At 66.6% G+C, this 13,131-nt stretch carries 7 protein-coding genes; 3 read left to right on the plus strand and 4 right to left on the minus strand.

Annotated features, from left to right (window positions below):
• Positions 1 to 14: 14 nt before the first annotated feature.
• The 3 genes from E5790_RS17290 to E5790_RS17300 are packed head-to-tail and all read right to left on the minus strand — an operon-like array spanning position 15 to position 5,128.
• On the minus strand, positions 15 to 3,188 hold the full coding sequence (locus E5790_RS17290) for a multidrug efflux RND transporter permease subunit (RefSeq protein WP_046431562.1): 3,174 nt from the start codon (positions 3,186 to 3,188) through the stop codon (positions 15 to 17).
• A 15-nt stretch (positions 3,189 to 3,203) separates the two neighbouring features.
• Positions 3,204 to 4,472, minus strand: a complete 1,269-nt coding sequence (locus E5790_RS17295) for an efflux RND transporter periplasmic adaptor subunit (RefSeq protein ID WP_111207028.1) — start codon at positions 4,470 to 4,472, stop codon at positions 3,204 to 3,206.
• A complete protein-coding gene (locus tag E5790_RS17300; protein ID WP_111207029.1) occupies positions 4,472 to 5,128 on the minus strand; it encodes a TetR/AcrR family transcriptional regulator in 657 nt (218 codons plus the stop codon). Before E5790_RS17300 ends, E5790_RS17295 begins: the two co-directional genes overlap by 1 nt.
• A gap of 250 nt (positions 5,129 to 5,378) precedes the next feature.
• On the opposite strand from E5790_RS17300, the gene E5790_RS17305 reads away from it, so the two are divergent.
• The 3 genes from E5790_RS17305 (at position 5,379) to E5790_RS17315 (ending at position 12,403) form a co-directional block, all read left to right on the plus strand.
• Complete coding sequence (locus tag E5790_RS17305; protein WP_046431556.1) at positions 5,379 to 10,355, plus strand: NAD-glutamate dehydrogenase domain-containing protein; 4,977 nt, start codon at positions 5,379 to 5,381, stop codon at positions 10,353 to 10,355.
• Between the two features lie 282 nt (positions 10,356 to 10,637).
• On the plus strand, positions 10,638 to 11,411 hold the full coding sequence (locus E5790_RS17310; RefSeq protein ID WP_032962058.1) for an NAD kinase: 774 nt from the start codon (positions 10,638 to 10,640) through the stop codon (positions 11,409 to 11,411).
• A gap of 47 nt (positions 11,412 to 11,458) precedes the next feature.
• The gene (locus E5790_RS17315) at positions 11,459 to 12,403 is read left to right on the plus strand and encodes a 5'-nucleotidase (protein ID WP_005410242.1); all 945 of its coding nucleotides are present in this window, start codon (positions 11,459 to 11,461) and stop codon (positions 12,401 to 12,403) included.
• A 138-nt stretch (positions 12,404 to 12,541) separates the two neighbouring features.
• Here E5790_RS17315 and E5790_RS17320 read toward each other — a convergent pair whose 3' ends face one another.
• A complete protein-coding gene (locus E5790_RS17320) occupies positions 12,542 to 13,093 on the minus strand; it encodes a DUF2939 domain-containing protein (protein ID WP_111207031.1) in 552 nt (183 codons plus the stop codon).
• Positions 13,094 to 13,131 lie beyond the last annotated feature (38 nt).

Consider the following 13,131-nt stretch of genomic DNA (forward strand, 5'->3'; position numbering starts at 1 on the left):
AGCGCACTGCCGGATCAACGATCCGGGCGGTGTGCAGCATCTGCGTCGCGCTGGCGTTCCATGAACTCCTTGGACGGTTCATCCAGCTTGTCGCCCAGCATGCGGCGCACGACCACGAAGAACACCGGGATCATCAGCAGGCCGAGCAGGGTGGCGAACAGCATGCCGCCGATCACGCCGGTACCGATGGCGTGGCGGGAATTGGCGCCGGCGCCGGTGGAGATCGCCATCGGGATCACGCCCATGATGAACGCGAACGAGGTCATCAGGATCGGGCGGAAGCGCAGGCGGGCCGCTTCGATGGTGGCATCGCGCAGGTTCTTGCCGGCTGCGCGCTGCTCCACCGCGAACTCCACGATCAGGATCGCGTTCTTCGCGGCCAGGCCGATCACGGTGATCAGGCCGATCTTGAAGAACAGATCGTTGGGCAGGCCGCGCAGCATCGACAGGCCCAGTGCGCCCAGCACGCCCAGCGGCACCACCAGCAGCACCGCCACCGGGATCGACCAGCTTTCATACAGGGCGGCCAGGCACAGGAACACCACCACGATGGACAGCACCAGCAGCAGCGTGGCGGCATTGCCGGCCAGGATTTCCTGGTAGGACATGCCGGACCAGTCGTAGCCGAAGCCGGCCGGCAGGTCGTCGTTGACGATGCTCTCCATGGTCTGCATCGCTTCGCCCGAGCTGGTGCCCGGGGCCTGCGAGCCGACGATGTTGATCGCCGAGTAGCCGTTGTAGCGGCTCAGCGACGGCGGTGCCGACACCCATTCGGACTTGACCACCGTGTTGAGCGGGATCATCGCGTTGGTGCCATCGGCGTTCTGGGTCAGGGTGGAGGGGCTGTAGAAGCTCTTCAGCGACTCCTGGCCGGTGCGGTACGGGCCATCGGCCTGCATGGTCACGCGCTTGATGCGGCCTTCGTAGAAGAAGTCGTTGACATAGACCGGGGCCAGCATCAGCTGGATGGTGCTGTACACGTCCGACACCGACATGCCCATCGACTGCGCCTGCACGCGGTCCACGTGCAGCTGCAGCTGCGGGGCGTTCTCCAGCCCGTTCGGACGCACGCCGACCAGGGCTTCGGGCTTCTGCGCGGCCTTGCCCAGCAGGATGTTGCGCGCCTGGGTCAGCTGTTCGTAGCCGGCACCACTGCGGTCCTGCAGCCACATGTCGAAGCCGCCGAACTGGCCGAGGCCCTGCACGGTGGGCAGGTTGACCACGAAGATCTGCGCTTCCTTGATGCCGTAGAACGCGCCGTTCATGTTCTGGATGAACTCGGGCGCGGTGAACTTGCGTTCCTCCCACGGCTTCAGGCGGATGAAGCCCATGCCCACGTTCTCGCCGGAACCGACGAAGCTGAAGCCGGCCACCTGCAGCATGCCTTCATAGCCATCCTGCTTTTCCAGGATGCCACGCATCTGCGCGAACACTTCGTTGGTCTGGCCCTTGGTCGAGCCCGGCGGCAGCTGCACGATCGCCAGCGCATAGCCCTGGTCTTCTTCCGGCAGGAAGCTGCCCGGCATGCGGGTGAACAGGAAGCCGCACAGCGCGGTCAGCACCACGAACAGGATCATCCAGCGCGGCGCATGGCGCACCGCCGAGGTGATGTGGCCCACGTAGGTGTGGCTGATCTTGTCGTAGTACTTGTTGAAGGTGCGGTAGACGATGTTCGGGTTGTCGTTGTGCGTCGGCTTGAGGAAGGTCGCGCACAGCGCCGGGGTGAAGCCCAGTGCCAGGAACGCCGAGAACGCCATCGAGATGGCGATGGTCAGGGCGAACTGCTTGTAGATCTCACCGGCGGCGCCGCCCTGCAGGGCGGACGGGATGAACACCGCCGCCAGCACGACGGTGATCGCCACCACCGCGCCGGTGATCTGGGTCATCGCCTTCTGCGTGGCCGGCTTCGGCGCCAGGCCTTCCTCGCTCATGATGCGTTCGACGTTCTCGATCACCACGATCGCATCGTCGACCACGATGCCGATCGCCAGCACCATCGCGAACAGGGTCAGCTGGTTGATCGTGAAGCCGATCATCCACATGCCCAGGAAGGTACCGAGCAGGGCGACGGGGATGACCAGGGTCGGGATCAGTGTGGCGCGGAAGTTCTGCAGGAAGATCAGCATCACCAGGAACACCAGCAGGACCGCTTCAAACAGGGTCTTGACCACTTCCTGGATCGAGATCTTGACGAAGGTGGTGCTGTCGTACGGCGAGAACCAGGTCACCCCGGACGGGAAACTGGGCTGCAGCTCGTCCATCTTGGCGCGCACCGCTTCGGCCACGTTCAGGGCGTTGGCGCCCGGCAGCAGCTGGATGGCGAAGGCGCCGGTCGGCTTGCCGTTGTACTGGGTGTCGAAGCCGTAGTTGTTGGCACCGAAGGCGACGCGGGCGATGTCCTTGAGCAGCACGCGCGAGCCATCGGCGTTGGCGCGCAGGATGATGTTCTCGAATTCCTGCGGCGAGCTGAAGCGGCCTTCGGCCGAGACCGTGGCGGTGAAGTGCTGGCCTTCCGGCGACGGGTCCGAACCCAGCGCACCGGCGGCGAACTGCACGTTCTGCGCACGTACCGCGGCCAGTACCTGGCTGGCCGACAGGCCATAGCCCTGCATCTTCTCCGGGTTCAGCCAGATGTTCATGGCGTACTCGGAACCGAACTGCTGGGTGCTGCCGACGCCGGGGATACGCGAGACCTGGTCGAGCACGCGCGAGCCGACGATGTCGTTCAGGGCGTCACGGTTGATGGTCGGGGTATCGGACTGCAGCGCCACCACCATCAGGAAGCCGGCATTGGCCTTGGCCACCACCACGCCCTGCTGGGTCACTTCCGAAGGCAGTCGTGGCGTGGCCAGCGAAACCTTGTTCTGCACCTGCACCTGGGCGATGTCCGGATCGGTGCCGGTCTCGAAGGTCAGGGTGATCTGCGCGCGGCCGTTGGAGGCCGACGAGGAGCTGAAGTACAGCAGGTGATCGATACCGGTCAGCTGCTGCTCGATCACTTGGGTGACCGATTTCTCGGTGGTGTCCGCGCTGGCGCCCGGGTAGGTCGCCGAGACGGTGACCTGCGGCGGGGCGATGTTGGGATAGGACTCCACGCCCAGGTTGAGGATCGCGATCACGCCGCTGAGCGAGATCAGGATCGCAACCACCCAGGCGAAGACTGGATGTTCGATGAAAAATTTAGGCATGACGGAAGGTTCCCGTTACTGCTTGTTCGAATCGGTGGTGGCCGGCTTGGCCGCATCGGCCTGTTCCGGCTTGGCCGCGTCGGCCGGTGCCTTGCCTGCCGCCGGTGCTGCGCCCGCCGGAGCGGCGCCGCCTGCGGCAGGCTTGCCGTTGGCGTCCTGCCCCGGGGTCCACGGCTTGGCCACCGCCGGTGCACCTTCCTTGACCTTCTGCACGCCGGCCACGATCACCTTGTCACCGGCGGCCAGGCCGTCGCTGACCAGCCAGTTGCCGTTCTGCGCGCCATCGGTCTTCACGTTCTTGCGCACCACCTTTCCGTCGGCACCGACCACCATCACGTAGCCGCCGGTGGTGTCACGCAGCAGCGCCTGCTGCGGCACCAGGTAGGCATTGTTGCGCTCGCCCAGGTTGGCCTGGAAGCTGACGAAGGCGCCCGGCAGCAGGATCTGCTGGGGGTTCGGCAGCAGCGCACGCAGCGACACCGCACCGGTGGCCGGGTCGACCGTGGTCGAGGAGAAGTCCAGCGTGCCCGGCTCACCATAGGTGCTGCCGTCGGCCAGCTTGACGTCGACCGTGGCCTTGCCGTCGCCGGACAGCGCCAGCGAGCCCTTGGCCTGCTGCGCGCGAAGCTGGGTCAGCTCATCCACGCTCAGCGAGAAGTTCACATACAGCGGGTCGAGCTGGTCAACGGTGGTCAGCAGGGTCACATCGCCCTGGCCGACCAGCGCGCCCTCGGTGACCTGCTGCTTGTTGGCCACGCCACTGATCGGCGCGGTCACTTCGGCGTAGCCCAGGTTGATCCGCGAAGAGGTCACTGCCGCTTCGGCCTGCTTGACGGCGGCCAGGGCGGTGCGCTCGGCCGATTCGGCGTTGTCCAGGTCGGACTTGGAGACGAACTGCTGCGGCGCCAGCGAGCGCGCGCGATCGGCGGCGACCTTGGCATTGGCGTAGGTGGCGCGGGCCGAAGCCAGCTGGGCCTCGGAGGCGTTGAGCGAGGCACGCAACGGCGCCGGGTCGATCAGGAACAGGGTCTGGCCCTGCTTGACCTGCGAACCTTCCTGGTAAACGCGCTTGAGCAGCACGCCGGGTACGCGTGCGCGGACGTCGGCGCTGCGGAACGGCGACAGGCGGCCGACCAGCTCGCGCTGCAGCGGCAGGGTCTGCGGCTTGGCGTCGATCACGCCCACCTCCGGCGGCGGGGGCGTCTGCTGTTCCGGCTTCTTGCAGGCAGCCAGCGCGACAGCAACGGCGCACGTCAAGGCAAGGGTGCGGAGTGGGGCGGTCATCAGGAGGAACTCCGGGGTTGGTTTGTAGACGGGGCCGGCGACGGCTGTGGCGCGAACGCGCGCAGGAAGCTGTCGACGGAGAACTCTGCCCAGCGCCGACGCAGGAGCGCGTCATCACGATGGGGGGTATGGAAGCGCTGTTTGTCGAAATCCTGACCGGCGATCATGCTCAGCAGCAGTTCGGCCATGAAGTGCGGGTCGTCATGCCGGAGCTGGCCTTGCATGCAAACGGTTTCAATCCATTCAGCAAGATGAAGCGTCAGCGCGCCGGCACCGTGCCGGTACAGCGTACGCGCCTCTTCGGGAAACTGGGCTGCCTCGGCTGCAATCAGCCGGCAGGCCTGTCCTACGTGCGGTTGGTTGAAATGCTCCAGGAAGTCGGTGGCGAACTGGAGAAGGCTGGCACGCAGGTCGTCACTGCGGAGTGCACGCAGCATGGCCCCGGTGGCGTGGCCGACGTGGCGCTGCATCACCCGGCGCAGCAGTTCCTGCTTGCTGCCGTAGCGCGAGTACAGGGTCTGCTTGGAGCAGCCGGCATGCTGGGCCACTGCGTCCATGCTCATCTGCATGCCCTGCTCGGCCAGCAGTCTGCGCACGGCATCGAACACGCGCTCATCGCGCGCGTCGAGGGCAACGGGGAGGTAGGCCGGGTTCACGCGGTGGACTATACCGTCCAGTTCAGGATTGTGGAATCGAATCGGCGTCGCCGCGTGTGTCTTTCGGTAACACGCTTTGCCGATCCTGTCGGCACTGCTGAAGCAGGCGCCAGCTCCATACCGGAGCGAACTGAATAGGCGTCTAAACCGCAGCAAACCCGAATCTGCTTATTCCGTCCTGCAGCAAGGCCTTTTCGTGCGGTAGGGCTACAATTTCATTTTCCCAACTGAGCAAGCGCATCGCTCTGCCATGAAACCGCAAAAAACCGCAGCCAAGACCGTGAAAAACAAGACGAAACCAGCAGAGTCGGAGGTCGCAGTGACCGCTGGTTTCTCCCTGGAGCCGGTGTACACGGCCTTGCGCAAGCGCTACCCCGCGGCCGCACAGGCCGAAGCGGTGGCCTTCGCCACTGACTTCTACAAGCGCATGGAATCGGACGAGTTCCCGCACCACAGCGCTGAAGAGTGGGCCGCGCTCGCGGCTGAGACGCTGGAATTCGCCCGTGCCCGCAAGGCCGGCAAGGCCAACGTCCGCGTGTTCAATCCGACTGCGAAGGCCAACGGTTGGGAATCGCCGCACACCGTGCTGCAGATCGTCAACGACGACATGCCGTTCCTGGTGGATACCGTCACCATGTCGCTGGCTGAGCAGGGCGTGGGTGTCCACGTGCTGGGCCACCCGGTGCTGCGCTTCACCCGCGACAAGGCCGGCAAGCTGGTCAAGGTCGGCGAGGGCGATGCCGAGTCGGTGATGCTGCTGGAGATCGACCGCCAGCCGGCCGACGCCATGGCTGCCATCGAACAGGCCATCAACAAGGCGCTGGACGAAGTGCGTGCGATCGTGCGCGACTGGCAGCCGATGAAGGACAAGGCACTGGCGCTGGCCGACGACCTCGGCAGCCGCCAGCTGCCGGTCGACGACGCATCGCGCAAGGAAGCACAGGAGTTCCTGCGCTGGGCCGCCGACAACCACTTCACCTTCTTCGGCTACCGCGAATACCGCGTCGAGAAGCAGGGCAAGGAAGAGGTGCTGGCGCCGCTGAACGACACCGGCCTGGGCCTGATGCGCGGCAAGGACAAGTCCGCCGCCCGTCCGGTCAAGACCCTGGCCGCGCAGGGCCTGAACACCACGTCCGGTCTGAAGGATGCGCTGATCCTGACCAAGACCAATGCCCGTTCGCGCGTGCATCGCGCTGGCTACATGGATTACATCGGCGTGCTGGAATTCGACGCCAAGGGCAAGATCATCGGCGAGCAGCGCTTCCTCGGCCTGTTCACCTCCAGCGCCTACAACCGCCGCCCGTGGGAAATCCCGCTGGTGCGCCAGCGCCACGAGCACGTGATGAAGCAGTCGGGCCTGGCCCCGGCCAGCCACAGTGGCAAGGCCCTGCGCCACATCCTGGAAACCCTGCCGCGCGAAGAACTGTTCCAGTCCAGCGAGGACGAACTGTTCCGCACCGCGATGGGCGTGCTGGGCCTGCAGGAGCGCGTGCGCAGCCGCCTGTTCCTGCGCCGCGACAAGTACAGCCGTTTCATCTCCGCGCTAGTCTACCTGCCGCGTGAGCGCTTCAACACCGACGTGCGCCTGCGCATCGAAGCGATGCTGAAGGACGCGCTGCACGGCGAGTACGTCGACAGCTCGGTGGTGCTGGGCGAATCGCCGCTGGCCCAGGTGCACCTGATCGTGCGCCCGAAGCCGGGTGAGATGCTCGACGTCGATACCGCCGAACTGGAGCAGAAGCTGGCCCAGGTGCTGCGCAACTGGCAGGACGACCTGCGCGAAGCGCTGGTGGCCCGCCACGGCGAGACCGAAGGCCTGCGCATCGCCGCCCGTATCGGCAAGGCGCTGCCGGCCGGCTACATCGAAGACAACAGCACCGCGGTTGCCGCCAACGATGTCAGCCAGCTCGACGCCCTGACCGGCCCGGACGACCTGCGCCTGAGCCTGCAGGCCGTGCCGCGCGAAAGCGGTGATGGCCTGCGCCTGAAGCTGTATCGCCAGCTGGACGACATTCCGCTGTCGGACGCGCTGCCGATGATGGAAAACATGGGCTTGCGAGTGATCGCCGAGCGTCCGTACCGCCTGTCGGTCGACAACGCCCCGGTGTACGTGCAGGACTTCGAGGTCGAGTCGACCGCCGGCGCGATCGATGCCGCCAGTGTCGATGAAGCCTTCGGCGAGACCTTCGCCCGCGTCTGGCACGGCGATGCCGAGAACGACGGCTTCAACCGCCTGGTGCTGGCTGCCGGCCTGCACTGGCGCCAGGTCGCCATGCTGCGCGGCTACTGCAAGTACCTGCTGCAGACCGGCGTGCCGTTCTCCCAGGCCTACGTGGAAGGCACCTTCGCGCGCTACCCGCTGCTGGCCCGCCTGCTGGTCGAGCTGTTCGAAGCCCGCTTCGATCCGGCCACCGGCCACGAGAGCAAGGACGACATCGCCGCCGGCCAGGCCCAGCTGAAGGCCCACTTCGACGTGCTGGCTGCCGGTGACGATGCCACCTTGAAGGTGCTCAAGACCGTGGTCGACGCCCGCAAGGGTGACCGCGACGCGCAGATGCAGGCCGCGCGCGATGCGCTGCTGAAGCTGATGGACCGCGTGTCCAGCCTGGACGAGGACCGCATCCTGCGCTCGTTCATGGGCGTGATCGACGCGACCCTGCGTACCAGCTACTACCAGACCGATGCCAACGGCCAGCACGGCCATGTCATCAGCTTCAAGTTCGATTCGGCGCTGGTGCCGGACCTGCCGAAGCCGCGCCCGTACCGCGAGATCTTCGTCTACGGCCCGCGCGTGGAAGGTACCCACCTGCGCTTCGGCGCGGTCGCCCGTGGTGGCCTGCGCTGGTCGGACCGTCGCGAAGACTTCCGTACCGAAGTGCTGGGCCTGGTCAAGGCACAGATGGTCAAGAACACCGTCATCGTGCCGGTCGGCGCGAAGGGCGGCTTCTTCGCCAAGACCCCGCCGGTGAACGGCGACCGTGATGCGATCTTCGCCAACGGCGTGGCCTGCTACAAGCTGTTCATCCAGGGCCTGCTGGATATCACCGACAACATCGTCAACAACAAGATCGTGCCGCCGGTGGATGTCGTGCGCCACGACATGGACGATCCGTACCTGGTGGTGGCCGCCGACAAGGGCACTGCGACCTTCTCCGACATCGCCAACGGCCTGGCCATCGCGCACGGCTTCTGGATGGGCGATGCGTTCGCCTCCGGTGGTTCGGTCGGTTACGACCACAAGGGCATGGGCATCACCGCACGCGGTGCGTGGGAGTCGGTCAAGCGCCACTTCCGTGCGCTGGGCCGTGACAGCCAGAGCCAGGACTTCACCGCGGTCGGCGTCGGCGACATGTCCGGCGACGTGTTCGGCAACGGCATGCTGCTGTCGCGCCACATCCGCCTGGTGGCTGCGTTCGATCACCGCCACATCTTCCTGGACCCGAACCCGGACGCGGCCACCACGTTCGTCGAACGTGAGCGCCTGTTCACCGTGCCGCGTTCGAGCTGGGCGGACTACGATGCCAAGCTGATCAGCAAGGGCGGCGGCGTGTACCCGCGCAGCCTGAAGTCGATCGAGATCACCCCGCAGGTGCGTGAAGCGCTGGGCCTGGACGAGAACGTCAAGGCGCTGTCGCCGAACGAGCTGATGAGCGCGATCCTGAAGGCACCGGTCGACCTGCTGTGGAACGGCGGCATCGGTACCTACGTCAAGGCCGCCAGCGAGCAGCACAGCGATGTCGGCGACCGTGCCAACAACGCGCTGCGCGTGAACGGTGGCGAGCTGCGCTGCAAGGTGGTGGGCGAGGGCGGCAACCTGGGCATGACCCAGCTGGGCCGCATCGAAGCCGCGCAGGCCGGCGTGCTGCTCAACACCGACTTCATCGACAACTCGGCCGGTGTCGACACCTCCGACCATGAAGTCAACATCAAGATCCTGCTCAACGATGTGGTGCGGGCCAAGAAGCTGACCGTCGAGCAGCGCAACAAGCTGCTGGCCTCGATGACCGATGAAGTCGCCGAGCTGGTGCTCAACGACAACTACCGCCAGAACCAGGCGCTGAGCCTGATGGAGCGGATGGCGGTCAAGCGCCTGGGTTCCAAGCAGCACTTCATCCGCACCCTGGAACAGCAGGGCCTGCTTGATCGCCAGATCGAGTTCCTGCCGTCCGATGCCGAGCTGTCGCAGCGCAAGGCGCGCGGCCAGGGCCTGACCCGTCCGGAACTGTCGGTGCTGCTGTCCTACTCCAAGCTGGTGGCATTCGCCCAGCTGCTGGATTCGGACATCCCGGAAGATCCGTACCTGTCCAAGGAACTGCAGCGCTACTTCCCGACCCCGCTGCAGAAGAAGTATGCCGACGCAATGGAGCGTCACCGCCTGAAGCGCGAAATCATCGCCACGGCCGTGACCAACCAGACCATCAACCGCATGGGCGCCACCTTCCTGATGCGCATGCAGGAAGACACCGGCCGTTCCATCGCCGAGGTTGCCAAGGCCTACACCATCAGCCGTGAAACGCTGGATGCACGCGCGCTGTGGGCACAGATCGATGCCCTCGACGGCAAGGTGCCGGAGTCGGTGCAGATCGACGCCCTGGAAGTGATCTGGAAGCTGCAGCGCTCGTTCGTGCGCTGGCTGCTGTCGCGCCCCGGCGCGATGCCCGGCATCACCGAAGCGGTCAACCGCTACCAGGGCCCGTTCAACGACATCCGCGTTGCCTCGGGTGTGCTGCCGGATTCGCAGCGTCCGACCTACGAAGCCCTGGTGGCCGAGTGGAAGGAAAAGGGCCTGCCGTCCGCGCTGGCGCAGCAGCTGGCCGAACTGCACTTCCTGGAGCCGGCGTTCGACATCATCGAACTGGCCCGTACCCGCAAGCTGAAGCCGGTGGACGTGTCCAAGGTCCACTTCCGCCTGGGCGATGCCCTGCAGCTGCCGTGGCTGTTCGAGCAGGTCGATGCGCTGGAGGTCAATGGCCGTTGGCACGCGGTGGCACGTGGCGTGCTGCGTGACGAGCTGGCCGCCAACCACCGCAACCTGGCGGGCCAGGTGCTGGGTACCAAGGGCAGCAGTGCCGAAGCAAAGGTGGCGGCCTGGATGGGGCGCGACGACAGCAGCCTGCGCTTCACCCTGGCAATGCTGGCCGAACTGGCCGAGCAGAAGACCCTGGACTACCCGACCGTTTCGGTCGCGGTGCAGCGCCTGGGTCAGCTGGCCGCGCATGGTGCGTAAGCGCATTCGCGCTGACGCCCCACGGTTTGCTCTGCAAACCGTGGGCCCCATGCCAACCATGCTCCCAGACCCCCGCGCCGTTGGCGCGCCCCCCTGACTCAGGGGGGGCTCCTGATCTGCAGCAGTTGGAGGAACGGCCCCGCGAAAGCGGGGCCGTTCTGCATTGCCGGGTAGTGCCGGCCGCTGGCCGGCAACCGCGCGGACCACAATCGGGTGCAGCTGCCGGCCAGCGGCCGGCACTACCGGGTATGCTCTTGCTGGCACACCCACCCGGATCCACCGATGAGCGACACCCCCCGCATCGCTTTCCTGGCCAGCGCCACCGAACCTGCACAGATGGCCCGCGCCGCGATGGTCTCGCGTTATGGCGATCACGCGCCGGAGCAGGCCGACGTGCTGTGTCCGCTGGGGGGCGACGGCTTCATGCTGCAGACCCTGCATCGGCATGGGCACCTGGGCAAGCCGGTGTTCGGCATGAAGCTGGGCACCGTCGGCTTCCTGATGAACCAGTACCGCGGCGACGACGACGTGCAGGCCCGCATTGCGCGTGCCGAACCGGCCAACCTGCGCCCGCTGGAAATGGTGGCGCTGACCGAGTCGGGCACCAGTACCGGTTCGCTGGCCTACAACGATGTCTCGCTGCTGCGCCAGACCCGGCAGGCCGCGCATATCGGCATCGACCTCAACGGCCAGGAACGCGTGGCCGAGCTGATCGGTGACGGCGTGCTGGTGGCCACCCCGGCGGGCAGCACCGCCTACAACTATTCCGCGCATGGCCCGGTATTGCCGCTGGGCTCGCACACCATCGCGCTGACGCCGTTGGCCCCGTACCGGCCGCGTCGCTGGCGCGGGGCGATCCTCAAGGCCGATACCGAGGTGCGCTTCCGCGTGCTCGATCCGTACAAGCGCCCGGTCAGCGTCACGGCGGATTCGCACGAGACCCGCGACGTGGTCGAGGTGACCATCCGCGAGTCGAAGGACCGCCGCGTGACCCTGCTGTTCGACCCGGAGCACAACCTGGAAGACAGGATCCTGAGCGAACAGTTCGTTTTTTGAGGACAATGGGCGGCCGGCCCCGCCGACCGCTTGAAGGACCCCCACCGATGGGCGACAACTCCCCCCGCTTGCTGACCGTCGCGGTGACCTCGCGCGCGCTGTTCGACCTCGAGGAAAGCCATGCGCTGTTCGAAAGTGATGGCGTGGCGGCCTACGCCGAATTCCAGCGCCAGCACGAGGACGATATCCTCGGCCCCGGCGTGGCCTTCCCGGTGGTGCGCAAGCTGCTGGCGCTGAACCAGGGCGCCAGCCCGGAGAACCCGCGGGTCGAGGTGATCCTGCTGTCGCGCAACTCGGCCGATACCGGCCTGCGCATCTTCAATTCGATCCAGCACTATGGGCTGGGCATCATCCGCGCGACCTTCACCGCCGGCGAGCCGACCTGGCCGTACGTGAAGCCGTTCGGTACCGACCTGTTCCTGTCGGCCAACCCCGAATCGGTGCGCAGCGCGCTGCGTCACGGCATCGCGGCGGCAACCATCCTGCCCAAGCCGCCGGGCGAGACCGCTGCGGCAGCCGCCGACCAGATCGATACTGGTCGCCCGGCCGGCCAGCTGCGCATCGCCTTCGATGGTGACGCGGTGATCTTCGGTGACGAGAGCGAGCGCATCTCGCGCGAGCAGGGCGTGGAAGCGTTTGGCCGCCACGAGCGCGAGCGCGCCCGCGAGCCGCTCAGCGGCGGTCCCTTCCGTGGCTTCCTGTCGGCCCTGCATACGCTGCAGGAAGTGTTCCCGGCCGGCGAGAGCGCGCCGATCCGTACCGCGCTCGTGACCGCGCGTTCGGCACCGGCGCATGAGCGGGTGATCCGCACCCTGCGCGAGTGGGGCGTGCGCCTGGACGAGGCACTGTTCCTGGGCGGCCGTCACAAGGGCCCGTTCCTGCAGGCCTTCGGTGCCGACATCTTCTTCGACGATTCGCAGCACAACATCGACAGCGCCCGCGAGCATGTGGCCGCCGGCCACGTGCCGCACGGCGTCGCCAACGAGGGGTAGGGCGGACTCGACCGGTAGGTGCCAACCGTTGGTTGGCACTGCCTAGGACCCATGCCCACCAAGGTGGGCATCTACCAGAGCCACATGCCTCGGTAGTTGCCAACCTTGGTTGGCGCTGCCGTCAGGCCACGGGTCCGATCAAGGGCTGCCCGACATTCCCAGCTGCAGGTCCACCACCTTCCAGCGCAGGCCCTGCGGCTCCAGCACCACCTTCAACGGTGGCTGGCCGGGGCCGCGATCGACGTCGATCACGAATCGGTCCAGTGCCTCGAAATGATGCTCGGCATGCTTCAGCGGCCGCGCCGGTTCGGTCGCACCGAAGGCATCGCCGCCCTGCAGTTCATTGCGGCCACGCTTCCACAGCACGTGGCCCTGCAGCATCGCGCCGATCCCGGTCGGGGTCACCATGGTCTCCACTGCGGCACCGCCAAGCTGGTCGCCCAGCCCATAGAGCAGGGCGCCGAACGGGCTGGATGCCACGTCGGGGCCGGCCTGGCGCACCAGGTAGTCGTTGAGCTGCGCACGCAGGCTGCTGCGCACGCGGGGGAAGTCGACGTAACGCTCCAGGCGGGCGGTGTCGCGCTGCTCGATGGCCCTGGACAGGCCATTGACGGTCATGTAGGGGCCGCCGAACCACCAGGCCGCGACGGCCAGGACCAGCAGCACAATGAGTGCGGTGAGTTTCTTCATGCCGACCAGACTGCCGCAATGGCGGCAGTGCCGGGTGA

The organism is Stenotrophomonas sp. PAMC25021 (assembly GCF_004795795.1).
GTDB lineage: Bacteria > Pseudomonadota > Gammaproteobacteria > Xanthomonadales > Xanthomonadaceae > Stenotrophomonas > Stenotrophomonas muris.

What these genes read in the sequence shown, in the direction of transcription:
- E5790_RS17295 (WP_111207028.1), bottom strand. Translation starts at nt 4,472, where the DNA reads ATGACCGCCCCACTCCGCACCCTTGCCTTGACGTGCGCCGTTGCTGTC.
- E5790_RS17310 (WP_032962058.1), top strand. Translation starts at nt 10,638, where the DNA reads ATGAGCGACACCCCCCGCATCGCTTTCCTGGCCAGCGCCACCGAACCT.
- E5790_RS17290 (WP_046431562.1), bottom strand. Translation starts at nt 3,188, where the DNA reads ATGCCTAAATTTTTCATCGAACATCCAGTCTTCGCCTGGGTGGTTGCG.
- E5790_RS17320 (WP_111207031.1), bottom strand. Translation starts at nt 13,093, where the DNA reads ATGAAGAAACTCACCGCACTCATTGTGCTGCTGGTCCTGGCCGTCGCG.
- E5790_RS17315 (WP_005410242.1), top strand. Translation starts at nt 11,459, where the DNA reads ATGGGCGACAACTCCCCCCGCTTGCTGACCGTCGCGGTGACCTCGCGC.
- E5790_RS17305 (WP_046431556.1), top strand. Translation starts at nt 5,379, where the DNA reads ATGAAACCGCAAAAAACCGCAGCCAAGACCGTGAAAAACAAGACGAAA.